The sequence below is a fragment of the Allobosea sp. 01N443 genome, assembly GCF_056399325.1.
This window is the reverse complement of record NZ_JBFTRC010000009.1, coordinates 1-23,321: the sequence shown is the minus strand read 5'-3', so window position 1 is coordinate 23,321 and position 23,321 is coordinate 1. Positions and strand designations below refer to the sequence as shown.

The 23,321-nt window shown below is 64.8% G+C and carries 20 protein-coding genes; 13 read left to right on the top strand and 7 right to left on the bottom strand.

Going from position 1 to position 23,321, the window contains the following annotated elements; all coding sequences use genetic code 11:
• The first annotated feature begins 3 nt into the window (after positions 1–3).
• Positions 4–510 carry a DinB family protein gene (locus tag AC1DRP_RS04435; protein WP_441506052.1) on the top strand — a complete coding sequence of 169 codons (507 nt, stop codon included), beginning with the start codon at positions 4–6 and terminating at the stop codon, positions 508–510.
• Between the two features lie 13 nt (positions 511–523).
• On the opposite strand, the gene AC1DRP_RS04430 is transcribed toward AC1DRP_RS04435, so the two are convergent.
• Positions 524–1,042: a GNAT family acetyltransferase gene (locus AC1DRP_RS04430; protein ID WP_476767877.1), complete on the bottom strand. Its 519-nt coding sequence runs from the start codon at positions 1,040–1,042 to the stop codon at positions 524–526.
• A gap of 131 nt (positions 1,043–1,173) precedes the next feature.
• Between AC1DRP_RS04430 and AC1DRP_RS04425 the strand changes: the two genes are divergently transcribed.
• From AC1DRP_RS04425 to AC1DRP_RS04415, 3 genes are all read left to right on the top strand, one after another.
• On the top strand, positions 1,174–1,806 hold the full coding sequence (locus tag AC1DRP_RS04425) for a LysE family translocator (RefSeq protein WP_441490103.1): 633 nt from the start codon (positions 1,174–1,176) through the stop codon (positions 1,804–1,806).
• 101 nt (positions 1,807–1,907) lie between these two features.
• Positions 1,908–3,083: a pyridoxal-phosphate-dependent aminotransferase family protein gene (locus AC1DRP_RS04420; protein ID WP_441490102.1), complete on the top strand. Its 1,176-nt coding sequence runs from the start codon at positions 1,908–1,910 to the stop codon at positions 3,081–3,083.
• Positions 3,084–3,339: 256 nt separating this feature from the next.
• Complete coding sequence (locus AC1DRP_RS04415; RefSeq protein ID WP_476767876.1) at positions 3,340–4,548, top strand: M20 family metallopeptidase; 1,209 nt, start codon at positions 3,340–3,342, stop codon at positions 4,546–4,548.
• 154 nt (positions 4,549–4,702) lie between these two features.
• On the opposite strand, the gene AC1DRP_RS04410 is transcribed toward AC1DRP_RS04415, so the two are convergent.
• Positions 4,703–6,544: a glycoside hydrolase family 15 protein gene (locus AC1DRP_RS04410; protein WP_476767875.1), complete on the bottom strand. Its 1,842-nt coding sequence runs from the start codon at positions 6,542–6,544 to the stop codon at positions 4,703–4,705.
• A gap of 2 nt (positions 6,545–6,546) precedes the next feature.
• Positions 6,547–7,341 (bottom strand): trehalose-phosphatase, encoded by a 795-nt coding sequence (gene otsB / locus AC1DRP_RS04405; RefSeq protein WP_441506055.1) that lies wholly within the window; start codon positions 7,339–7,341, stop codon positions 6,547–6,549.
• Between the two features lie 283 nt (positions 7,342–7,624).
• On the opposite strand from otsB, the gene otsA reads away from it, so the two are divergent.
• The 6 genes from otsA (at position 7,625) to AC1DRP_RS04375 (ending at position 15,411) form a co-directional block, all read left to right on the top strand.
• Positions 7,625–9,184, top strand: a complete 1,560-nt coding sequence (gene otsA, locus AC1DRP_RS04400) for an alpha,alpha-trehalose-phosphate synthase (UDP-forming) (protein ID WP_441506056.1) — start codon at positions 7,625–7,627, stop codon at positions 9,182–9,184.
• Between the two features lie 181 nt (positions 9,185–9,365).
• Entirely contained in the window at positions 9,366–11,633 is a 2,268-nt protein-coding gene (ptsP, locus tag AC1DRP_RS04395) for a phosphoenolpyruvate--protein phosphotransferase (RefSeq protein WP_441506057.1), read from the top strand.
• Between the two features lie 51 nt (positions 11,634–11,684).
• Positions 11,685–12,770 carry a peptide chain release factor 1 gene (gene prfA, locus AC1DRP_RS04390; RefSeq protein ID WP_441479668.1) on the top strand — a complete coding sequence of 362 codons (1,086 nt, stop codon included), beginning with the start codon at positions 11,685–11,687 and terminating at the stop codon, positions 12,768–12,770.
• A gap of 60 nt (positions 12,771–12,830) precedes the next feature.
• Positions 12,831–13,076 carry a hypothetical protein gene (locus tag AC1DRP_RS04385; protein WP_441490096.1) on the top strand — a complete coding sequence of 82 codons (246 nt, stop codon included), beginning with the start codon at positions 12,831–12,833 and terminating at the stop codon, positions 13,074–13,076.
• Between the two features lie 82 nt (positions 13,077–13,158).
• Positions 13,159–13,992, top strand: a complete 834-nt coding sequence (gene prmC / locus AC1DRP_RS04380; protein WP_441506136.1) for a peptide chain release factor N(5)-glutamine methyltransferase — start codon at positions 13,159–13,161, stop codon at positions 13,990–13,992.
• Between the two features lie 402 nt (positions 13,993–14,394).
• A complete protein-coding gene (locus AC1DRP_RS04375; RefSeq protein WP_441506058.1) occupies positions 14,395–15,411 on the top strand; it encodes a DUF4167 domain-containing protein in 1,017 nt (338 codons plus the stop codon).
• A gap of 57 nt (positions 15,412–15,468) precedes the next feature.
• Here the strand turns inward: AC1DRP_RS04375 and AC1DRP_RS04370 are convergent, their stop codons facing one another.
• Positions 15,469–16,260: an MOSC domain-containing protein gene (locus tag AC1DRP_RS04370; RefSeq protein WP_441506059.1), complete on the bottom strand. Its 792-nt coding sequence runs from the start codon at positions 16,258–16,260 to the stop codon at positions 15,469–15,471.
• 99 nt (positions 16,261–16,359) lie between these two features.
• Positions 16,360–16,680 carry a DUF2293 domain-containing protein gene (locus tag AC1DRP_RS04365; RefSeq protein WP_441506137.1) on the bottom strand — a complete coding sequence of 107 codons (321 nt, stop codon included), beginning with the start codon at positions 16,678–16,680 and terminating at the stop codon, positions 16,360–16,362.
• Between the two features lie 173 nt (positions 16,681–16,853).
• Here AC1DRP_RS04365 and clpB point away from each other — a divergent pair, with 173 nt between their 5' ends.
• Positions 16,854–19,475: an ATP-dependent chaperone ClpB gene (gene clpB / locus AC1DRP_RS04360; RefSeq protein WP_441506060.1), complete on the top strand. Its 2,622-nt coding sequence runs from the start codon at positions 16,854–16,856 to the stop codon at positions 19,473–19,475.
• Positions 19,476–19,638: 163 nt separating this feature from the next.
• Here the strand turns inward: clpB and metW are convergent, their stop codons facing one another.
• Positions 19,639–20,262, bottom strand: a complete 624-nt coding sequence (gene metW, locus AC1DRP_RS04355; protein WP_441490093.1) for a methionine biosynthesis protein MetW — start codon at positions 20,260–20,262, stop codon at positions 19,639–19,641.
• Between the two features lie 4 nt (positions 20,263–20,266).
• The gene (gene metX / locus AC1DRP_RS04350) at positions 20,267–21,436 is read right to left on the bottom strand and encodes a homoserine O-acetyltransferase MetX (protein ID WP_441506061.1); all 1,170 of its coding nucleotides are present in this window, start codon (positions 21,434–21,436) and stop codon (positions 20,267–20,269) included.
• A 179-nt stretch (positions 21,437–21,615) separates the two neighbouring features.
• Between metX and AC1DRP_RS04345 the strand changes: the two genes are divergently transcribed.
• Both AC1DRP_RS04345 and AC1DRP_RS04340 read left to right on the top strand, forming a co-directional pair.
• Positions 21,616–22,449 (top strand): chorismate mutase, encoded by an 834-nt coding sequence (locus tag AC1DRP_RS04345; RefSeq protein ID WP_441490091.1) that lies wholly within the window; start codon positions 21,616–21,618, stop codon positions 22,447–22,449.
• Between the two features lie 35 nt (positions 22,450–22,484).
• A partial coding sequence (locus AC1DRP_RS04340; protein WP_476767874.1) for a pyridoxal phosphate-dependent aminotransferase occupies positions 22,485–23,321 on the top strand: 837 nt, incomplete at its 3' end.

Below are 23,321 nucleotides of genomic sequence, written 5' to 3'. Positions count from 1 at the left end.
CGCATGGTCGATCCGGCTTATGTTCAGACCATGGCGCGCTACAACGCCTGGCAGAACCGGAGCCTGTGCGATGCGGCCGATACGCTTGACGAGGAAGGTCGCCGTCGGGATCGCGGCGCCTTCTTCAAGTCGATCCACGGTACGCTGAACCATATCCTGTGGGCCGACGAAATCTGGCTCCACCGGCTGATCGGGACGCCCAAGCCGCCGATCAGCGGCCGCGATGCACCGATCTATGTCGATGACTGGGCCGAGTTCCGCCGTCGGCGTGCCGAGCGCGACGAGGCGATCCTGGCCTGGGCTGCTACCGTCGACGCCAACTGGCTGCGCGGGACCCTGATCTGGTATTCGGGGGCCGCCGGCCGCGAACTCGGCAAGCCGCGCGCCTTTGCGCTCATGCACATGTTCAACCACCAGACGCATCATCGCGGGCAGGTTCACGCCATGCTGACGGCGGCCGGCACCAGACCCGAGGATACCGATCTCCTCCTCGTCGACGAACCGCGCTGAACGGCCCTCCGGTTCAGGCCTGCTTGGTCCGTTTCGCCCGGGCCAGAGTCTTCACGGGGGCAGGCTTGTCGCTGTCTTCTTTCGCTTCAGGCACGGTTGCCGTCGTGTTCTGGCTCAGCTTCTGGAACAGGCCGAGCCCGACCATCGCCAGCACAGCGAGCAGGACCAGCAGGCCGGGATAGACGACGTCGCTCATCGTGGTCCGCGACGCCTTGGTGATCAGCACCAGCGATTCCAGGCTGAGCGCAATGATGATGATCGTCATGAATTTGGTCAGCGAGCCGCGCGCTTCTGCCGGGCGCCGCAATTCGCGATCGCTGATCACCTCTTCCTCGAACAGGAAGTTGCCGACATCCGCGACCGCGACCGCAATGATCACGAGGCCGATGCCGTCGAGCATGGTCTCAAGTGCGCCGTCGCCGGTTCGGAACCCGGTGAACGTCCGCCAGACCGCAACCACCATCAGCATCACCGAGGCGGCGAGCAGGGAACCCGCAATGGCGGTGTAGAGGATGCGACTGAAGAGCAACATGAGAGGCGCTGTCTGTCCGCAGAAATTCGGGCGGTTGGCGTGAGAAACGGGCATGGCGGCCCACTGTTCCATGCGGCTTGTCGATTGTTCCGGTTCGATGCAGGTTGCCGGCGCTGTTTCGGAGACCCGCCATGCCCGAGCTCTCGAGCCTGCTTGCCTTCGCCCTGATCGCGTTCGGCATGGTGCTGACGCCCGGTCCGAACATGATCTACCTGATCTCGCGCTCGATCTCGCAGGGACATGCTGCCGGGCTGATCTCGCTCATCGGCGTCGTGCTTGGCTTCGTCATCTACATGCTTTGCGCCACTTTCGGCATCACGGCGCTGCTCTTCGCCGTGCCTTATGCCTATGACGCGCTGCGCTTCGGTGGCGCGGCCTATCTCCTGTACCTCGCCTGGCAGGCGCTGCGGCCGGGCGGGCGCTCGCCCTTCCAGGTTCGCGAGCTGGTGCCTGACGGGCCGCGCAAGCTCTTTGCCATGGGCTTCCTGACCAGCCTGCTCAATCCCAAGATCGCGATGTTCTATCTCGCGCTGCTGCCGCAGTTCATCGATCCCGCGGCGGGTAATGTCCTGACGCAGTCGCTGGTGCTCGGCGCGATCCAGATCGTGATCAGCGGCAGCGTCAATGCGCTGATCATCTTTACCGCCGGCAGCATTGCCCTCTTCCTTCGCACACGGCCGTTCTGGGCGGTGGTGCAGCGCTGGCTGATGGGCACGGTGCTTGCCGGCCTCGCGGTGAAGATGGCGACGGAAGCGCAGCGCTAGCTCACATCCCCTTTCCGGATATCGTGCCGGACATCATGCGTCGTAGCCCCGGCCGCAACGGGCATGGACATGCGGCGCAGCAAGGCCAGCAGGAGTTTTTCATGAGTGTCGCCAACGGCCGGGCTTTGCTCGCAATCCCCGGCCCGACCAATATCCCCGATCGCGTGCTGCAGGCGATGATGCGGCCGGCCGAGGAACTCAGCTCCAAGCCGATCCTCGATCTGACCGAGACGCTCCTGACCGATTTCCGGAAGATCTTCCGCACCAAGGGCGAGACCTTCATCTATGCCGCCAACGGGCATGGCGGCTGGGAAGCGGCCCTGACCAATGTGCTCTCCCGCGGCGACAAGGTTCTCGTGCTGGCGAGCGGGCGCTTTGCCGTAGGCTGGGGCGAGATGGCCCGTTTCCTGGGGGCAGATGTCGAGGTCCTCGCCGGGTCATGGCGCGCAGCGGTCGATCCGGTGGCCGTCGAGGAACGCCTGCGGCGCGACACGAACCATGAGATCAAGGCCGTGCTCATGGTGCAGATCGATACGGCATCCGGCGTCGTCAACGACGTGCAGGCCGTGCGCAAGGCGATCGATGCCGCCGGCCACCCGGCCTTGTACATGATCGATGGCGTCGCCTCGCTCGGCTGCATGCGGTTCGAGATGGACGATTGGGGCGTCGACATTGCCATGTCTGCGTCGCAGAAGGGGCTGATGACGCCGCCCGGGCTGGCCTTCGTCGCGGCGAGCGGGAAGGCGCTGCACGCGCATCCGCACGCGACGATGCGGACGGCCTACTGGGACTGGACCTCACGGCTGAGCCCGCTCCTCTACATGAAGCATTTCGGCACTCCGCCCGAGCATCTGATGTTCGGCCTGCGCGCCGCGCTCGACATGATCCTCGAGGAGGGACTGGAGCCTGTCTGGCGCCGTCATGCCCTGCTTGCCGGGGCAACCCATGCTGCCATGTCGCGATGGGCCGAGGGCCAGGTCCTGACCTGCAATATCGAGGAACCATCGCAGCGGGCGCCCTCGGTCACGACAATCCTCGTTCAGGGCGATCCGAGTTCGATCACCGATTATGCGCGGACGGTCTGCGGCGTGACGCTCGGGCTCGCGATCGGCGATCTCGCCGGCAAGGCCTTTCGCATTGCCCATATGGGCCATGTCAATGCGCCGATGGTGCTTGGCAGCCTGAGCGCCGTCGAAATGGCCTTGCAGGCGCAGAATATCCCGCATGGTGCCGGTGGCGTTGCTGCAGCCATCACGCATCTCGCCCAAGGCGCGTAACCGGGCGGTTTGGGAATCGGCCCCAAGGGTGGATTGCAGCTTTCGGGGAAGCCGATGCAAGCACAGAAGGTCAGATCATCGGACCCGATACGATCCGCTGATCTGACGGCTGAGGCTCGCCGCAATGCGGCGGGCGCATTCTCGTGAAGAGGTCTGCTCGGCAAAAGCAGGGCTGTCCGGCGCAAATGCCCGTTCCCAGACTTCGCAGTCCTGCTCTAGCTTCGCGGTCCCATTCGGAACCAAGAGAGCGCAGGCCATGAGTGAGTTGACCCCGGACGAAGCCAAGGTGACGGCGTGGCTTGCCAGCCGCAAGGACGCGATGGTCGCGCTCCTGCGGGAGATGGTCGACACCGACTCCGGCTCCTATGACAAGCCGGGCGTCGACAGGGCAGGGCAGGTGCTCGCCCGGTTCCACGAAGCGAACGGGCTCAGCGTCGAGATCATCCCGGATGCTCGTTATGGCGATGCCGTCAAGGCGCGACTGCCGAATCCGGCCGCCAACGACCAGCGCCCGGTGCTGTTGCTGGGACATCGCGATACCGTCTTCCCGGAAGGCGAGCCGACGCGCCGGCCCTTCACCATCAAGGCCGGCCGGGCTTATGGTCCCGGTGTCGCCGACATGAAGGCTGGTCTCGTCATCGAGGCCTTCGTCGCCGCCGCCTTTGCCGAATGCGGTGGGCTTTCCGCTCCGCTCACCATGCTGACGACGAGCGACGAGGAGATCGCTTCCCCCTCTTCGCGCCCGATCATCGAGGCGGCGGCGCGTGAATCGCGCTGTGTCTTCAATGCCGAGCCGAGCCGGCTGCCGCCTGGCACCGAGTTCCTGCGCGATCACAAGCAGTCGATCACCAGCGGCCGCAAGGGTGGCGTCTTCATGCGTGCCGAATTCGTCGGCAAGGCCGCCCATTCCGGCGCAAATTACGAGAAGGGCGTCTCGGCCATTGTCGACCTCGGCCACAAGATCCCGAAGCTTCAGGGGCTGACCGATCTCGAGCGAGGCGTCACCGTCAATGTCGGGCTGATCGGCGGCGGCCAGACCGTCAATACGGTCGCTCCCCATGCCTGGTGCGAAATCGATCTGCGCTATGTCACGGCCGCGCAGCGCGATGAACTGGTCAGCGCGATCCGCGGCATCATCGAGACCCCCATCGTCGAAGGCTCGAGTGCGAAACTGACCATCAAGGGCGAGTTCGTGCCGCTGGAGAAAACCCCCGAGGCCGCTGCCCTCTACGATACCTATCGTGATGCCGCCGCGAGCTTCGGGATCAGCGTCAGCGCCGAGTTCACCGGTGGTTGTGCGGATTCCGGCTTCACTGCGGCGCAGGGTTGCCCGACGCTGTGCTCTGTCGGCCCGATCGGCGGAATGGCGCACACTCCCGACGAATTCCTCGAAGTCGAGAGCATCGTGCCGGCGGCGCAGGTGCTGGCGCTTGCCGTGATGCGCACGCCTGCGCGCATGGAGTGAGGTCCGGGCGCATTGCCCCGACGCGGATGCGCGGTCGCGCGCCGACCATCCGTCGGCCGAATCGCTGCTGACAGGGCGGCGACGCAAACTGCATCGATGCTCGCTCCCGGGGCGAGCGTCGATGGCGGGAATGGCCCCTTGTTTCAGTGGGCCCTCAGAACGMCTCTTCCCAATTTCGGCTGAGCCGCATCGCCGAATTGATGAGCCCGACCATGGAATAGGTCTGCGGAAAATTGCCCCAGAGCTCGCCGGTTTCGAGATCGGCATCCTCCGAAAGCAGGCCAAAGCTGTTGCGCCGTTTCAGGATGCGGCAGAACAGGTCCTTGGCTTCGTCGCGCCGGCCGATCGCATGCAGCGCGTCGACATACCAGAAGGCGCAGATCAAGAAGCCGGTATGCATGAAGCCGAAATCATCCTGCGTGCCGTAACGCAGCAGGAGGTCGCCGCGGCCGAGCTCGCGGCCGATGGTTTCGACGGTCGCAATATAGCGCGGATCCTCCGCCGTGACGAAGCCGAGCTCCGCAATCAGCAACAGGGTCGCGTCGAGATCGCTGCCGCCAAAGGTCGAGACGAAGGTGCCCTTCTCCTGGTTCCAGATCTGGTCGGTAATGACGCCCTTCAGACGTTTGGCCTCTCCACGCCAATAGTCCTTGCGGTCGGTGCGACCGAGCGTCCCGGCGATGCGTGCGAGCCGGTCGCAGGCCGCCCAGCACATCACGCTGGAGAAGGAATGCACGACCTGCTTCTCGCGCAGCTCCCACGGGCCGGCGTCGGGCTTGTCGAAGACTGCGATCGCGAGCTCGCCCATTCGCTCGAGCTGCCCGAAGAGCGCGTCCTTGCCGGGCTGGATCAGGCGGCGGTCGAAGAAGGAATGCGTCGCCGCGAGCACCACGGCGCCGTAGCCGTCATTCTGGATTTGCGTCGCTGCGCCGTTGCCGACACGCACGGGCTGGTGCCCGCGATAGCCTGACAGGTTTGGCACCTCGAATTCGGTCAGCACGCCGCCGCGCGTGATCGGGTAGAGTGGCGGCAGATGCTCCGCTCCGCTCTCGGAGAAGGTGTCGACGATATTGGTGATGAAGCCGAGGTAATCCTCCATCGTCCGCGTCGTGCCCAACCGATTGAGCGCATGCACCACGAAATAGGCGTCGCGCAGCCAGCAGAAGCGGTAGTCCCAGTTGCGCTGGGTGCCGGGAGCTTCCGGAATCGAGGTGGTCAGCGCGGCGACGATGGCGCCGCTCTCCTCGAAACTGCAAAGCTTCAGCGTGATCGAGGCGCGAATGACCTCCTGCTGCCACTCGAAGGGGATGGAGAGGGAGCGCACCCAGTCGCGCCAGTAATCCGTCGTCTTGTCCAGGAACTCGCGCGCGGTCGTCTCGATCTCGGCGCGCAATGCCTCGTCCGAGCCGATGAAGAAGGAGAAGGTCCGGTCGACCGCGAAAGGGACGCTGTCCATCACATAGGAGATCGGCGCATCCGTCGTCAGCCGGATCGTCTGGTCGGCGCCGACATAGCGGACATGGTTGGAGCCGCGCGTAATCTCGTCCGGCAATTCGCCGAGGCCGAGGCATGGCTTCAGCACGACCCGGATACGCGGCCGGCCAGAAAGCCGGCGCACGCGCCGCACCAGCAGCGGCGGCCGGAAAGAACGCTCGTAGCGCACGAAACGAGGCGCGAAATCGAGAATCTCGATGGCGTTGCCCTGGTCGTCGGACAGGACTGAGGAAAGGATCGCGGTGTTGTCGAGATAGCTTTGTTCGCATCGCGTCATGCCGACGAGTTCGATCGCGAACACGCCCTTCTCGGGCATGGCGTCGCCGTCATCGGGCTTGTTGTCGATCAGCGAACAGAAAACCGGGTCGCGGTCGAAGCGGGGAAAGCAGCCCCAGACGATATGGGCGCGCCGGTCGATCAGTGCGGCGATCGAGCAATTGCCGATCACGCCGAGATCGAGCGAGGCGGAATGCCGCGCCGTGGTGGAGGTTTCTACGGTCATGATCAGCCTTGGCAGAAAGCGTCAGTCGTCAGGCTGCCGCTTTCTGCGGCGGCGAGCAGGATGGTGCGGAGCGCTGTCGGGGAAGCAAGGCGCTGGCCGGCACAGGTTTCGCCCGCACCGATGCGGATCGACAGGCCGCCCAGCGCGTTCACCGTGGCAAAGCCCGCCTCGTCGGTAATGTCGTCGCCGATGAAGACCGGTGTCCGGCCGCTATAGGGTGCTTCCCGCATCAGCCAGGAAATGGCGTTGCCTTTGCTGGCCCCGGCTGGGACCAGCTCGGCGACCGATTTGCCTTCCTGCAAACGCACGGAGGGGCCCATCCCGGCTGCAAGCTTCCTGACCAGCGCGAGGGATTCATCCTGGAGTTGCGGCGCCAGGCGCCAGTGCAGAGCGGCCGAGATCCGTTTGTCCTCGACGAGGATGCCGACATGGCTGTTGGCGAAACGGATGAGCTCCCGCAGCGCCTCGCGCAGGGCTTCGGGAGCGTCCGCCTGGCTGCGGATGGTTCCGCCGAGGCGGATCTGTGCGCCATGAAGGCCGGCGATGTCGAAGTGATAGGGGGCGAGAAACCCGTCGAGGTCGGGGATAGGGCGCCCGGAGACAAGCGCCAGCGCTCCGCCCAGCGTAGAGCGCAGCGTATCGAGCGCCGGCGCGAGCTGCCTGTCGAGTTTGACCTCGTCGGGCATCGGCGCAATTTCGACCAGCGTTCCGTCAAAGTCGAGAAACAGAGCGACCTGCTTCGCCACCTTGGTGAAGTCGCGGGATTCGTTGGTAGATTCCGATTCGATCAGTTCCATCATCTCGTTCTGTTTGCGTGACGAAACGGGCGAAAGAACGACAGGTGAGCTGTCCAATGCCTGAGCGAGGGTTCTTGCATCATCCGCGCTATGGGCGGATGTTAGTGAACTTGCCACATTCTGCTTTCAGTTTGCCACAGTCATCATGATTTCAGCGCGAGCCTGACGCGGCTTCGCCATCTGACATCCGAAGCCCCTCGGAAACATTACGTGCGCCGGCGCGTTCTGTTCCCGCTTCCGGTGTCGAAATTCGGGCAGCCGGCTGATCGGAGTTTTCCCGGACATGCGTCTCGTCATCGTTTCCAATCGCGTCACCATTCCCGACCGCAGCGAGAAGGTCGCCGCCGGCGGTCTTGCCGTCGCGTTACGGGAGGCGTTGGAGAAACATGGCGGGCTCTGGTTCGGCTGGAGCGGGCATGTCAGCGAAGAGAAGACCCGTGCGGTGCGGACGCTCCAGCGCGGCAAGGTGACCTATGCGGTGACCGATCTGAGCGAGGAGGAGCGGCAGACCTATTATCTCGGCTTCTCGAACCGGGCCCTTTGGCCGAACATGCATTACCGGCTCGGTCTGACCGAGTTCTCGCGGGCCGACTATGCGGGCTATCTCGCCGTCAATCGCCGCTTTGCCAGGGCGCTCGTCGCGATGTTGCGGCCGGACGACCTGATCTGGGTTCACGATTACCACCTGATCCCCTTGGCTGCGGAACTTCGGCGGCTCGGGGTGAAGAACCGGATCGGCTATTTCCACCACATCCCCTGGCCGCCCTCCGAGGTCTTTGGCGCTCTGCCCTCGAGCATCACCCTGATGAAGACGGTCGGCGCCTATGACCTCGTTGGACTGCAGACCGAGATCGATGCGCGCAATGTGGTGAGCGGACTGGTCAATCTCTGCGGCGCAAAGGTCGATGGCGACGGGGTCCGCCTCGGTCGGCGTTCGATCCAGGTCAAATCTTTCCCGATCGGCATCGATGTCGAAGGCTTTCGCAAGCTTGCGACGAGTTCTGCGCGCACGACCGCGGTGTCGATCCGGCGCGCGACCGAGGCCTTTGGAGACCGCAAGCTGGTCATCGGCGTCGATCGCCTCGATTACTCCAAGGGAATCGTCCAACGCCTGGAGGCCTTCGAGCGCTTCCTGCTGGAAAATCCCGAGCAGCGCGGCCGTGTCGGTATGCTGCAAATCGCGCCACCCTCCCGCTCAGATGTTCCTGAATATGCGGAACTCGATCGCCAGTCGGACGAGACGGCCGGGCGGATCAACGCAGCGCTGGGCGAATTCGACTGGACGCCGATCCGCGTGGTCAAGAAGGCCTATTCCCGCAATGTCCTGGCCGGCTTCTATCGCCGTGCCCAAGTCGGGCTGGTGACGCCGATGCGCGACGGCATGAACCTGGTCGCCAAGGAATACATTGCGGCGCAGGATCCCGCCGATCCCGGCGTGCTGGTCCTTTCGCGCTTTGCCGGGGCGGCGCGCCAGATGAAGGACGCGCTGATCGTCAATCCCTACGATCTCTCGGAAATGTCGGAGGCGATCCAGCAGGCGCTGGTCATGCCGAAGCCGGAACGAATCCGGCGTTTCGAGAAGCTCTACGCCACCATCGCAGCAACCGATATCGGCTGGTGGACCGAGACCTATCTTGCCGCGCTCTCAGAGGGCGAAGCCGGGTTTCCGGTGACGCTCCCAGCGACCAAGAGAGCGGTTCGCGCCAAGCCGGCGACCGGAGCCAAGCAGCGACCGGCGACTTCGCGCGCTCCGGCCAAATCCGCAAGCGGCGCCGCAACGACCGTTCCGACATTGTCGGATCTGTCACAAATCGCGGCTGGAAACGGGCGCTTGCCACATTAATGAGAAGCGCTGCCGCCGATTTCACCTCGGGGTTGTAACGGCGGCCCTTGCCGAACACTCCTTTCGCTCGCTAGAAGGCGACAAGAACCGGGGCATGCTGCCGACTCATCCGGAGCCAGGTATCAGGTCTGCGAGCGGCATCGGCAACGATGTCTGAGGAGGCGGGCGGAGGGCCGATTTGATGCGAGGCGCTCTCGGAGGTCCGGGCGTTCTGCTGCGCCGTCTCCGCGAGGTCATGGCAGCGCCCGTCAGCCCGCAGGAGCGGCTGGATCGGCTTGTCGTCCTGATCGCCGGCAATCTGGTCGCGGAGGTGTGTTCGGTCTATGTCCTGCTCGAGGACGGTTCGCTTGAACTCTATGCGACCGAGGGCCTGAATCGCGAGGCGGTGCACCTGACCCGGATGCGCGCCGACGAAGGTCTCGTTGGCCTGATCGCGAGCGAAGCCGAGCCTGTAGCCCTGTCCGACGCGCAGTCGCACCCGGCCTTCTCCTATCGTCCGGAGACGGGCGAAGAGATTTATCATTCCTTCCTTGGCGTCCCGATCCTGCGCGGCGGTGCCGTGATGGGCGTCCTCGTCATCCAGAATCGCGCGTCGCGGCTCTACAACGAGGAAGAGATCGAGACACTGCAGACCACCGCCATGATCATGGCGGAGATGATCGCGGCCGGCGGGCTGAAATCGCTGGCGCCGCCCGGCAGCATGATTGGCCTCGACCGGCCGATTCACGGTGTCGGCGTCAAGCTGGCGGACGGTGTCGGGCTCGGCTACGCCGTTCTCCACGAACCCCGGGTCGCGATCACCAATCTGATTGCCGAGAATCCTGCCCGCGAGGTCAAGCGGCTCGAGGCCGCTATCGCCGAGATGCGCACCGCGATCGACGAACTGATCGAGCGTGGCGACGTGGCTCATACCGGCGAGCATCGTGACGTTCTCGAAACATTCCGCATGTTCGCCCATGACCAGGGCTGGCTCAGGCGGATGCGCGAGGTGGTGATGACCGGCCTCACCGCCGAGGCGGCGGTTGAGCGTGTGCAATCCGACACCCGCGCCAAAATGCTGCGCCAGACCGACCCTTATCTCAGGGAGCGCCTGCACGATCTCGACGATCTCGCCAATCGGCTGCTGCGGACCCTGATGGGCAAGGCGAATGGCGTTGCTCACGAGAAGCTGCCCGAGAACGCCATCCTGATCGCCCGCTCGATGGGGCCGGCGGCGCTGCTCGATTATGACCGCGTCCGTTTGCGTGGGCTTATCCTCGAGGAAGGCGGACCGACCAGCCACATCGCCATCGTGGCGCGGGCGCTTGGCATTCCGGCCGTCGGCGAGATCGTCAACGCAACCGCGCTGATCCAGTCCGGCGACGCCGTCATCGTCGATGGCCAGGCTGGCGAGGTGCAGATCCGTCCGCAGCCGGACGTCGAGAACGCCTACAAGGACAAGGCCCGCCTGCGCGCCCGCAAGCAGGAACAGTACCGCAAGCTCAAGGATCTGCCGGCCGTCACCAAGGACGGGGTCGAGATCAACCTCCAGATCAATGCCGGCCTTCTGGTCGACATGCACAGTCTCGATGAGACCGCCGCCGCAGGGATCGGGCTGTTCCGCACCGAACTGCAATTCATGGTCGCTCAGCACATGCCGACGACGACCGAACAGCAATCTCTCTACGGGGCCGTGCTCAAGGCGGCGCAGGGCCGGCCGGTTGTCTTCCGGACGCTCGATATCGGCGGCGACAAGGTGCTGCCCTATATGGAACGCGTCGAGGAGGAGAATCCGGCGCTCGGTTGGCGCGCGATCCGGATCGGCCTCGACAAGCCGCGCCTGCTGCGCGGCCAGATCAGGGCGATGCTGCGGGCCGGAGCCGGCCAGGACATGCGCATCATGCTGCCCATGGTCGCGACCGTGGACGAGTTCCTGCGCGCGCGCTTCATCGTGCGCCGCGAGCTCGCCATGATGGAGAAGCAGGAGCGTCCGGCGCCCACCAATCTCGAGCTCGGCGTCATGGTCGAAGTGCCATCGCTGCTGTTCGAACTGGCAGAAATCTCGCGCGAGGCCGACTTCCTGTCGATCGGCACGAATGATCTGATGCAGTTCCTGTTCGCAGCCGATCGTGAGAACCGCCGGGTGTCCGAGCGTTTCGATCCGCTTTGCGTTGCAGCGCTCCGCGCGCTGCGCACGATCGTTGAGGCTGCGGGCGAGGCAGGTTGCCCGGTCTCGGTCTGCGGTGAAATGGGTGGCAAGCCGCTGGAGACGATGGCGCTGATCGGCCTAGGCTATCGCTCCTTCTCGATGTCGGCRGCGTCGTTCGGGCCGGTCAAGGCGATGCTGCGTGCGCTTGACGTCAGGAAGCTGCGCGAGCGTATGGATTGGATGCTCGCCTCTTCCGATGGTGCATCGAGCCTGCGTTCGCAGCTTTCGGCATTGGCGACCGAATTGAAAGTGCCGGTCTAGCGACGCTGAAGCGCGCTTCGCCGGTCCCCAAACAGTGTTTCCGAGTTCCTGATGTCCCTTCAGCTTCCTCAAGACCGTCTCGACAGCATCGTCGCTCGCCACGCCGTTGCCACCGACGAGATCAATCGCTCGACCGATGCCGTGCGTACGGTAGAGCTTGCCAAGGAGCTGGCGGAGCTCGAACCCGTCGTTGCAGCGATTGCCTCCTGGCGCAATGCGCAGGCCTCTCTCGACGAGGCGCAGGGGCTGATCGACGATCCGGCGACCGACAGCGAATTCCGCGATCTCGCCTATGAGGAGCGGGACACCGCTCGAGCCGAGATCGACACGCGTGCCCACCAGATCCTGATCGCTCTCCTGCCCAAGGACGCTGCCGACGAACGCGGCGTCATTCTGGAAATCCGGGCCGGCACCGGCGGCGACGAGGCCTCGCTCTTCGCCGGAGACCTGCTGCGGATGTATCAGCGCTACGCCTCGCAGAAGGGCTGGAGCGTCGACATCATCTCGGAGAGCGAAGGCACGGTTGGGGGCTACAAGGAAGTCATCGCGGAGATCTCGGGCCGGGGCGTCTATGCCAAGCTCAAGTTTGAATCCGGGGTTCACCGCGTCCAGCGCGTGCCGGATACCGAGGCGAGCGGCCGCATTCACACCTCGGCCGCGACGGTGGCGATGCTGCCGTTGGCGACCGAGGTCGACGTCGCGCTCAATGACAACGATCTGCGCATCGACACGATGCGTGCCGGGGGCGCCGGCGGCCAGCACGTCAACAAAACCGAATCGGCCGTCCGCCTGACCCATATCCCGAGCGGGATCGTGGTCGTGGTCCAGGATGAGCGCTCGCAGCACAAGAACAAGGCGCGTGCCTTCGAGTTGATGCGCGCCCGGCTCTACGACATGGAGCGCATGAAGGCCGACGCCGAACGCGCGGCGGACCGACGCTCGCAGATCGGCTCCGGTGACCGGTCCGAGCGGATCCGCACCTACAATTTCCCGCAGGGCCGCGTGACCGACCATCGCATCAACCTGACGCTCTACAAGCTCGACGAGATGATGCAGGGGCTGGCGCTCGACGAGATCATCGATGCCCTTACGGCGGAGCACCAGGCGACGTTGCTTGCAGCGCAAAGCGGCGCGTGAAACCTTTTTACCGGACTGGCGTTGTTTCCATATCGACCTGAAAGCAGGCTGGAGGAAACCATGAAACTTGCATCAGTGATTGCGATGACCGGTCTGATGGCGCTGGCTACGGCAGGGACCGCTGAGGCGCAGACTCAGACTTTTGGCCGCGTCGTCCAGGGACAGGCCGTGCCGCTGCAGAATGCGATGACGCAGTCGCAGGCGCGCAAGGCGTGTTCGCAGGAAATGCACGGAGCGCGCGAGAGTAAATCTTCAATCAATCAGAAGATGAAGATTTGCATGGACCACAAGATGCAGGGCAATTGATGTCGATGCGAGCACCAACCCAGTGACGTCGCCACTGCAGAGCGGTGGCGACGCTCTAACGCCTTCGCCACAAGCTGTCGGTGTGCTGACCATTCGGGAGGCACGCCGGCAGCTTGCGGCGCGTCTGCGCGCTGCGGGGGGCGATACGCCGATACTTGATGCGCGCCTTCTTGTTGAAGCCGTGGCTGGGGCCGGCGGGGAGGACGACGCTCTGCTCGGTGAGCAGGCCGCCGCGGATCTGGATGGCTACGTCGCGCGGCGGCTGGCAGGCGAACCTGTCTGGCGCATCCTCGGCGAGCGTGAGTTCTGGGGACTGACCTTCAAGCTCTCGCCAGCGACGCTCGAGCCGCGCCCCGATACCGAGACGCTCGTCGAGGCCGCGGTCCATTCCCTTCGTGAGAGGCGCGGGGACGCGTTGTCGGTGCTGGACCTCGGGACTGGCACGGGCTGCCTGCTCATCGCGATCCTGAGTGAGTTCAGGCAGGCCAGGGGCCTGGGTATCGATCTGTCGGGAGAGGCCTGCAAGGTCGCAGCCGCAAATGCCCTTGCAAATGGCGTCGGTGACCGCGTGGCGTTTCGGGAAGGCGACTGGGTGAAGGACCTTGAGGGCCGCTTCGACCTGATCGTCTCCAATCCGCCCTATATTCCAGGCGATGAGATTCCCGGGTTGGATGTGGCTGTGCGCGCCTATGATCCGCTCCTGGCGCTGGATGGCGGGATCGACGGGCTCGTTCCGTATCGGCTCTTCGCGCGCGAGCTGACGCCGTTTCTGGCACCGGGTGGCATCGTTATTTTCGAGATCGGTGCCGGGCAGGAGCCGGATGTCTCTGCCTTGATGCGGGCCGAAGGCTTCCGGTATCACGGAGCGCGCAAGGACCTTGGTGGACACGAGCGCGCGCTGATCTTCTCCCGCTGAACCGGATACGCACAGAGATTGTGCGAATTTGCTTGGAACCGGACGCAAAAGCCGCTATGCAGATACCAGCCGAAGCTGGTGTCGTCAGCGCCGAGCCTAGGGCAACCTCCTCCTGATTGACGAGGATTTGCCTCCGGACACGTCCGAAGTTTGACGGAACTGACAAAGCAAGATCGGAATTCCGAAGGCATGGATGTGCCGTTCGGCTCATGGGGCGAGTTACCGCCTCTTTTGGAAACGAGCGCGTGAAGACCAAGAACGGCGCATTGCCCCTTCAGGTCGACTCCCTCCGGCACGGCGCCGCAACCCGCCGCGTGCCGGTACGCGTATGACAGTGACCCGGTTGCTTTGAACAGACAGAGCGCGAGATAGACGCGAATGAGACCAGGTCAGAACCGGCGTATGCGCGGCCGTAACAACAACAACAATAACAATAACAACAACGGCAATCGAAAGTCGCCCAACCCGTTGCAGCGCAGCTACGAGTCGAACGGCCCGGACGTCAAAGTTCGTGGTACCGCTCAGCATGTCGCGGAGAAGTACTTGCAGCTGGCGCGCGATGCCCAGTCGTCGGGTGATCCGGTCGCAGCTGAGAACTATTTCCAGCACGCTGAGCACTATTATCGCATCCTTCTCGCGGCGCAGGAGCAGATGGCCCAGCAATACGGCCATAGCTTCCCGCCGAATCGCGCCTTTGGTGAGGAGGGCGACGAGGGGGACGATGAGGGTGACGGCGATGAGAACGCTGCCTTCCCGCAGGGCTCGCCTCAGCCTGAGCTGCGGCATCAGGCTCAGGGAGGCGTGAACGGCAACGGCTATGGCCAGAATGCTGCCCCCCGTGGGGATGGCGAGGGCCAGGATGGCCAGCAGAACAACGGCCAACGCTTCGACCGCCCGCCCCGCACCGATCGCTTCAACGACCGCAACAACCGCCGTTTCGATCGCAATGATCGCCAGGACCGTGGCCCCGATCGTGGTGAACGCCGGTTCGACCGTCCCGAAGGCGGGCAGAACGGCCAGCCCGGGGGCTTCGCGCCGCGTTCCGAGCAGCCGGCTTCTACCGAGCAGGGCGAGAACGCCCCGGCGCAGAGCCAGGGCGAGCGTCGCTTCGAGCGCGGCGACCGGCCGGAGCGGGGGCCGCGTCCCGAGCGCGCCGAGCGTCGTCCGCGCCGGGAGGTCGAGCCTGAAGGCGAGGCGAACGATGTCGCTGCTTCGCTTCCGTCCTTCCTGACCAATCCGGTCCGGGTTCCGATCGCCGTCGCCGAGGAGCCCGTTGCGGCACCGGTCGAGGCTGCTGCTGCTCCTGCCGAAGCGCCGGCCGCCGAAGAGGCTGCCGCACCGAAGCGCACGCGCCGCCGCCGCTCGCCACGCGAAGTCATGGACGCGCTGGGTTCGGAAACCGATAGCGCTGCCGAGTAAGGCGCTCCGGTTTGACCAGATATGACAGGGGCCCGACGGGCCCCTGTTTTTTTTGGCTCAGGCGACGCCGAGGTCGAGCGTCGCTTGCGGGGCCTGGCTTTCGAGATGCATGCCAGCGGTCAGCGTGCCGCTACTCAGAATCTCGCAGTAGATTCCGCAGTCGACATGGCCATAGGTCTTCATCAACGCCTTCGGGATCTGGAGATCGCGGGCTCCGGTCTGCGGGTCGACATTGGTTGCCGCGCAGCGTTCGATTCGCTTGATCACACGCAGGCGCAGGCCCGACGGCGTGGACAGCTCCTGCCCGACCAGGTCGTTCTCCGCCCAGGCGGCCAGCCCCTCGACCATGACATTGCCGCGGAAGCGCAGCGGATCGAGCCGGGTGCCAAGGTGGTTGCCGAGATCCGCGACGCTGGCGAGGTTGATGATCGACATGAACCCCGAGCGTGAATCCATGAAGCGATAGCTTTGCGGGGCGGTGAGCAATTGCGGCTTGCCGCGCAGCTCGTCCGGCATGAAACCTTCAAAGAAGGCCGTCAGGGCCGCGTGGCCGTCCTGCGTCGTCATGTCGGCCCGCACGGTCTCGCGTCCATCCTGCCTGATGACAAGCGCGCGGCTTTCGTCGTCATAGCGCGTCTGCAGCCGTGCCAGCGATTCATTGCGCATCAGCATCAGATACTTGATCTTCGGCTGATGGACGGGCGCGGCCGGGTCGAAGCCGGAAGGGCCGTTCTCGATGGCGAAAAGCCGGTCTCCAGGGAAAAAGCCCCCCGTGCTCAGCGAAGCCGATTGCACGGGTTCGGGCGAGAGACCCTTGACGGGGTAGCGATAGAGCGAGGCGACACGCATGGAGTCTTTCAGTCCGCAGGCTGATCGGGCAGGGGTGATATAGCGGGTTCTACGAGGCGGGACCGATCAAATCCTTGCATCGGTTCGATCAGGTTGACTTCAAGCCTCCTCGGCCTCGGCCTCTTCGTTCTCCACGGAGCGCTGGCAGCCCCAGGCGGAGAGCACTGCATCGGTGTCCTCGACGACGAAAAAGCGCGCCGCGTCGCGGTCGTACCCTTCCGCCAGAAGCCGCTCGTAATCGGTATGGACGTGGCGGACATGGCTGCCGAGAGCGAGCCAGAGCGCCGTCGAGGGCGGCAGATCCTTCATGCGGCGGCGCTCGGCGAGCGCCAGGACCGCTTCGGCATCGGCAAGCGGAATGCCGGGGGCGAGCGCCCTCAACGCTTTGCGAATCGCCTGCTGTCGCCTTGTTCCCGCCATGGCCAAGGCTGAGCCTGTCGGAAGGGCGCCGTCAATCATTCGCAAGGGGCCCCCTTCCGTTGCGCGGATGTCACACTATCTTTGGTTGCGAAGGGTGTCCCTCGGGAGCCCTATCCTGATGAAAGGCAGCCGGATGCGTCGCCACGGGGCGTGCCGGCGGGCGGAGCGACAATATGAACATTGAGAAATACACCGACAGGGCAAAGGGTTTCCTGCAGGCGGCGCAGACGATTGCGCTGCGCGACGGACACCAGCAGTTTACGCCCGAACATCTTTTGAAAGCGCTGCTTGATGACAGCGAGGGCATGGCAGCCGGCCTGATCGATCGGTCGGGTGGCCAGTCGAAACTTGCCTTGCAACTGACCGATGCGGCGCTCGCAAAGCTGCCCAAGGTCAGCGGCGGTGGCGCCAGCGGCCTGCATCTGACGCCAGGCCTCGCCCGTGTCTTCGATACGGCGGAAAAGGCTGCGGACAAGGCCGGCGATTCCTTCGTCACGGTCGAGCGCCTTCTTCTGGCCCTCGCGGTCGAGAAGGAAACCGAGGCCGGCAAGGCGCTGGCCAAGGCCGGCGTGACGCCGCAGGCGCTGAATGCCGCGATCGAGGCGATCCGCAAGGGTCGCACCGCGGACTCAGCCTCTGCCGAGCAGGCCTATGACGCGCTGAAGAAATATGCGCGGGATCTCACCGCTGCTGCCCGCGAGGGCAAGCTCGACCCGGTCATTGGCCGCGACGAGGAGATCCGTCGCACCATCCAGGTGCTGAGCCGCCGCACCAAGAACAATCCCGTCCTGATCGGCGAGCCCGGCGTCGGCAAGACCGCCATCGCCGAGGGCCTTGCGTTGCGCATCGTCAATGGTGACGTGCCGGAGAGCCTGAAGGACAAGGAACTGCTTGCGCTCGACATGGGCTCGCTCATCGCGGGTGCGAAATATCGTGGCGAGTTCGAGGAGCGCCTGAAGGCGGTGCTCAACGAGGTCTCCAGCTCCGATGGTGGCGTCATCCTGTTCATCGACGAGATGCACACCCTGGTCGGTGCGGGCAAGACGGACGGCGCCATGGATGCCTCGAACCTGCTGAAGCCGGCGCTCGCGCGCGGCGAACTGCACTGCGTCGGCGCGACCACGCTCGACGAGTACCGCAAATATGTCGAGAAGGACGCCGCGCTTGCACGCCGCTTCCAGCCCGTCTTTGTCGACGAGCCGACGGTCGAGGATACGGTCTCGATCCTGCGCGGCCTCAAGGAGAAATACGAGCAGCATCACCGCGTTCGCATCACGGACTCGGCGCTTGTCTCGGCCGCGACCCTGTCGAACCGCTACATCACCGACCGCTTCCTGCCCGACAAGGCGATCGACCTTGTCGACGAGGCTTCGGCGCGCCTACGCATGCAGGTCGATTCGAAGCCCGAGGAGCTGGATTCGATCGACCGCGAGATCGTGCGCCTGCGCATCGAGCAGGAGGCTCTCAAGAAGGAGAGCGACAGCGGCTCGAAGGAGCGGTTGAAGCGGCTGGAATCCGAACTCGCCGATCTTGAAACGCGTTCGGCCACAATCACGGCCCGCTGGAAGGCGGAGAAGGACAAGCTCGGCCAGGCGGCCGAGATCAAGACCAAGCTCGACAATGCCCGCAACGAACTGGCCCAGGCGCAGCGCAAGGGCGAGTATCAGCGTGCAGGCGAGCTCGCCTATGGCGAGATCCCGCAATTGGAGAAGCAGCTCGCCGAGGTCGAGGCGATTGGCGATACCTCTGGCATGGTGGAAGAGGCGGTGACGCCTGACCATGTTGCGCAGGTCGTCAGCCGCTGGACCGGTGTGCCGGTCGACCGCATGCTTGAAGGCGAGAAGGACAAGCTGCTCCGGATGGAGGAGGTGCTGGCAGCGCGAGTCGTCGGCCAGCGTGAGGCGGTGGAGGCGGTCTCGACAGCCGTGCGGCGTGCCCGTGCCGGCCTGCAGGACCCGAACCGGCCGATCGGCTCCTTCATGTTCCTCGGACCCACGGGTGTCGGCAAGACCGAGCTTACCAAGGCGCTGGCGTCGTTCCTGTTCGACGACGATACGGCGATGGTGCGCCTCGACATGTCGGAATACATGGAGAAGCACTCGGTCTCGCGTCTCATCGGCGCGCCTCCCGGCTATGTCGGTTACGAAGAAGGTGGAGCACTGACCGAAGCCGTACGGCGCCGACCCTATCAGGTCGTCCTTTTCGACGAGGTCGAGAAGGCGCATCCGGACGTCTTCAACGTGCTCCTGCAGGTGCTCGACGATGGTCGTCTGACGGACGGTCAGGGCCGCACGGTCGATTTCCGCAACGTGCTGATCATCATGACCTCGAATCTCGGTTCGGAGTTCCTGGTGAACCAGCCCGAAGGGCAGGACAGCGACGCCGTGCGTGACGATGTCATGGGCGTGGTCAGGCAGGTTTTCCGGCCCGAGTTCCTGAACCGTATCGACGACATCATCCTGTTCCATCGCCTTAAGCGGGCGGATATGGGGGCGATCGTCGATATCCAGCTGGCACGCCTCGCCAGGCTGCTGACCGACCGCAAGATCGTGCTCGATCTCTCCGAAGACGCCCGCGCCTGGCTGGCCGACAAGGGCTACGATCCCGCCTATGGCGCACGTCCGCTGAAGCGGGTAATCCAGAAAACGGTGCAGGACCCGCTGGCGGAACTGCTGCTCGCCGGCAAGGTCACGGATGGCGAGACGGTGAAGGTCACCGTTGGGCCGACCGGGTTGATGCTGGGCGATGTCAGCGTCACCCGCGAAAGGCGGCCTGAGGGCGTGCCGCTGAACTAATAGGGACGGTACGACCTCGTTCTTCCCAACTGGGAAGGAGGCAGCGACCGCCGCGAGATGGATGAGGGAAGGGCCGCGCAAGCGGCCCTTTTCTCGTTTTAGGGCTGCGCTGCGCCGATCCGCCGACGCTTCGTCCGGCACTMGGTCTCGGGAGCGGGAGGGCTCAGCCTCGCTTCAGCAGGAACACCGCCTGCGCGCCGAACAGGTTCCAGAACCACCAGGGTGCGCTGACGCCAACCTTGCCGCCCGCCGCATCGAGCGCGACGGCGCGCTCCTTCTGTGCGCCGACGACATCGCACAGGGTGACGAAGTCGCGGATCGTGCAGAAATGGATGTTCGGGGTGTCCCACCAGGAATAGGGCAGGGCATCGGTCACCGGCATCTGGCCGCGGAAGAAGATCTGGCTGCGCATGCGCCAATGCCCGAAATTCGGGAAGGAGATGATGGCGCGACGGCCGATGCGCAGCATGTGCTCCAGAACCAGGCGCGGATTGCGCGTCGCCTGGATCGTCTGGGAGAGGATGACGTAGTCGAAGGAATCATCGGGATAGTCGGCGAGGTCGGTATCGGCGTCGCCCTGGATCACCGACAGCCCCCGCGCGACGCAGCCCGCGACACCCTCGCGAGACAGTTCGATGCCGCGTGCGTCGACCTGGCGCGTCTCGGCCAGCAGGGCCAGCAATGCGCCGTCGCCGCAGCCGACATCGAGCACGCGCGTGCCCGGCGTCACCATCTCGGCGACGAGCTTGAGGTCGATGCGATTGGTATAGGTCTCGCTCAGCGCCATGGCCTCACAACCCTCTTGCCCGAGCTGCCGCATTGATGAAGCCGCGCGTGGTCGCAAACAGGTTCGGTTCCTCCAGCAGGAAGGCGTCGTGGCCCTTGTCGCTTTCAAGCTCGACGAAGGAGACCGAAGCGCCGGCAGCATTGAGCGCATGAACGACGGCACGCGAATCCGCGGTCGGGAACAACCAGTCCGAGGTGAAGGAGGCGACGCAGAAGCGCGTCTTCGTGCCCGCGAAGGCCTTGGCGAGCACGCCGTCATGATCGGCGGCGATGTCGAAATAATCCATCGCGCGCGTCACATAGAGATAGGAATTGGCGTCGAAGCGTTCGACGAAGCTCAGGCCCTGGTGCCGCAGGTAGCTTTCGACCTGGAAATCGGCATCGAAGGAGAAGGTCGGCGCCTCGCGATCCTGCAGCTTGCGGCCGAATTTCCGGTGCAGAGCGGGTTCCGACAGATAGGTGATATGCGCACCCATGCGCGCCACGGAGAGGCCTTTGGACGGACGCGTGCCTTCTTCGAGATAGCGCCCGCCGCGCCAGTCAGGATCGGCCATCACCGCCTGGCGGCCGACTTCGTGGAAAGCGATGTTCTGGGCCGAGTGCTTGGCGGAGGTCGCAAGCGGCAGCGCCGAGAAGACGCGTGCGGGATAGCTCGCTGCCCATTCCAGCACCTGCATGCCGCCCATCGAGCCGCCGGCGACGCAGAACAGCGACTCGATGCCGAGCGCATCGACCAGATGCGCCTGTGCCCGCACCATGTCGCGGATCGTCACCATCGGGAAGCCGAGGCCCCAGGGCTTGCCGGTGTCCGGGTTGGTCGAGGCCGGCCCCGTCGTGCCGGTGCAGCCGCCGACGACATTGGCGCAGATCACGAAGAAGCGGTCGGTGTCGATCGGTTTGCCGGGGCCGATCATCGCCGCCCACCAGCCGCCCTTGCCGGTGATCGGGTTGCGGCTGGCGACATGCTGGTCGCCGGTCAGGGCATGACAGACGAGGACGGCATTCGACCGGGCCGCATTGAGTTCGCCATAGGTCTGGTAGGCGATCTGCCAGCTGTCGAGCGCCACGCCGCAATCCATCACCAGCGGCGTGGCTGCGTCGAACCGGACGACCGGGCTCGAGGGATCGTTCGCTTCCTTCAGCGGGTCTGCAAGGCTCAGGATTTCGTCGCGCATCGTCGTCCGCTTTGACAGGCTGATTTGTCTTGCCGGTCGRCTCGTTCGAAAGATCGAACTTACCGATGGCGTGCCGCAGGCGCGCTGTCAACGCGGCCCCGCGCGAAGCTGGCTTTGCTAAGCGCGGGCTTGAGGTCTAAGAGACGCGCGTCCGTCGCCTCACGCGCCAAGATCACGCCATGACCGAAATCGCTCCGACCACCCTTGCCGATCTGCGCGGTGAGATCGACCGCATCGACAGCGAGATGCACGCGCTCTTGATGGAGCGCTCGCAGATCATCGAAACGCTGATCGCCGTGAAGAAGACGCAGGTGTCGGGTTCGGCATTCCGGCCCGGCCGCGAGGCCGACATGATGAAGCGGCTGGCGCTGCGTCATAAGGGCCTGCTGCCACTCGACACCGTCGAGGGCATCTGGCGCATCATCATCGCGACCTTCACCTATGTTCAGGCGAATTACGCCGTCCATGCCGATGTCTCGGGCGGCGACGCGGCGATGCGCGATTCCGCGCGGTTCCATTTCGGCTTCACCGTGCCCTTCGTTACCCACGAGCATGCGCGTGCGGTGATCGCTGCCGTTGCCGAATCCGCTGGGGATCTCGGCATCTTCCGCATGGACCTCGGCGCCAGCGCCGGTGTCTGGTGGCGCGATCTCATCGGCCCGGAGCGGCCGAAGATCATCGCGCGCCTGCCCTTCATCGAGCGGCCTGACCATCCCGCGGGCACACCGGTCTACTGCATCGCCAAGCCGCTTGCGGATGCGGCCGTGCGCGAGATCGTGCTTTATGCCGCCAGGGTTGAACGCTGGTCGGAGACGCTGCGTGCAGGTCTCGCCCAGCATCTCGCCGAGGTCTCCGCCAGCGCCGCCGACGGTTCGCATCTTTCGCTGCTGGTCGCTGCTTCGGGAGAAGTCGAGCAGAGCGCGATCCGTGCCGCGCTCGAACCTGCGGGCCTCAGCGAGTTCGCCGAAATCGGCAGCCACGCCGCCCGTTTTGCCGTCAAGCCAGTCCGCTGATCTCCATCTCATTCCCCTGACAAGGTCCACAAGCCATGGCCACGCCTGCTTCCCGCCCTGTTCCGCGTCCCGGTGTCCTCGATATCGAGGCCTATGTGCCCGGCAAGTCCACGGCTCCGGCGGGGGTGAAGCTGCATAAGCTTTCCTCGAACGAGACCCCGCTCGGCCCGAGCCCGAAGGCAATCGCCGCCTTTGACAGCCTCAAGGGCAAGCTCGAGCTCTATCCGGACGGCTCGGCCACCAAGCTGCGTGAGGCGATCGCGTCGCGCTACGGCCTCGACCCCGCACGCCTCGTGTGCGGCTCGGGATCCGACGAATTGCTGCAACTCGTCACCAAGACCTATCTCGGCGACGATGACGAGGGCATCTTCACCGAGCACGGATTCCTCGTTTACCGCATCGCCATCCTGGCGGCCGGCGGCAAGCCCGTGGTCGTGCCCGAGGCCAATCTCACCGCCGATGTCGACGCGATCCTGAAGGCGGTGACGCCACGGACGAAGATCGTCTTCCTCGCCAATCCCAACAACCCGACCGGCACCTATCTGCCCTTCGAGGAGGTCAAGCGCCTGCATGCCGGCCTGCCCTCCGATGTGCTGCTGGTGCTCGACGCCGCCTATGCCGAATATGTCCGTCGCAACGACTATGCGTCGGGGCTCGAACTGGTGGCGACCAACGAGAACGTCGTGATGGCGCGCACCTTCTCAAAGATCTACGGCCTCGCCAATCTGCGCCTCGGCTGGCTCTACGGGCCTGCCCATGTCATCGATGCGCTCAACCGCGTCCGCGGCCCGTTCAACGTCAACGGCGCGGCGATCGAGGCCGGCACCGCTGCGATCGCCGACGAAGCCCATGTCGCGGCCGCGCTCCAGCAC

Bases quoted from the DNA above. Each gene is read 5' to 3' on its own strand.
- otsA (WP_441506056.1), top strand. From the start codon at position 7,625: ATGCGTCTCGTCATCGTTTCCAATCGCGTCACCATTCCCGACCGCAGC.
- AC1DRP_RS04385 (WP_441490096.1), top strand. From the start codon at position 12,831: ATGAAACTTGCATCAGTGATTGCGATGACCGGTCTGATGGCGCTGGCT.
- AC1DRP_RS04415 (WP_476767876.1), top strand. From the start codon at position 3,340: ATGAGTGAGTTGACCCCGGACGAAGCCAAGGTGACGGCGTGGCTTGCC.
- prfA (WP_441479668.1), top strand. From the start codon at position 11,685: ATGTCCCTTCAGCTTCCTCAAGACCGTCTCGACAGCATCGTCGCTCGC.
- metX (WP_441506061.1), bottom strand. From the start codon at position 21,436: ATGCGCGACGAAATCCTGAGCCTTGCAGACCCGCTGAAGGAAGCGAAC.
- AC1DRP_RS04420 (WP_441490102.1), top strand. From the start codon at position 1,908: ATGAGTGTCGCCAACGGCCGGGCTTTGCTCGCAATCCCCGGCCCGACC.
- AC1DRP_RS04435 (WP_441506052.1), top strand. From the start codon at position 4: ATGGTCGATCCGGCTTATGTTCAGACCATGGCGCGCTACAACGCCTGG.
- AC1DRP_RS04375 (WP_441506058.1), top strand. From the start codon at position 14,395: ATGCGCGGCCGTAACAACAACAACAATAACAATAACAACAACGGCAAT.
- AC1DRP_RS04430 (WP_476767877.1), bottom strand. From the start codon at position 1,042: ATGTTGCTCTTCAGTCGCATCCTCTACACCGCCATTGCGGGTTCCCTG.
- AC1DRP_RS04425 (WP_441490103.1), top strand. From the start codon at position 1,174: ATGCCCGAGCTCTCGAGCCTGCTTGCCTTCGCCCTGATCGCGTTCGGC.
- AC1DRP_RS04370 (WP_441506059.1), bottom strand. From the start codon at position 16,260: ATGCGTGTCGCCTCGCTCTATCGCTACCCCGTCAAGGGTCTCTCGCCC.
- AC1DRP_RS04365 (WP_441506137.1), bottom strand. From the start codon at position 16,680: ATGGCGGGAACAAGGCGACAGCAGGCGATTCGCAAAGCGTTGAGGGCG.
- metW (WP_441490093.1), bottom strand. From the start codon at position 20,262: ATGGCGCTGAGCGAGACCTATACCAATCGCATCGACCTCAAGCTCGTC.
- otsB (WP_441506055.1), bottom strand. From the start codon at position 7,341: ATGGAACTGATCGAATCGGAATCTACCAACGAATCCCGCGACTTCACC.
- AC1DRP_RS04345 (WP_441490091.1), top strand. From the start codon at position 21,616: ATGACCGAAATCGCTCCGACCACCCTTGCCGATCTGCGCGGTGAGATC.
- clpB (WP_441506060.1), top strand. From the start codon at position 16,854: ATGAACATTGAGAAATACACCGACAGGGCAAAGGGTTTCCTGCAGGCG.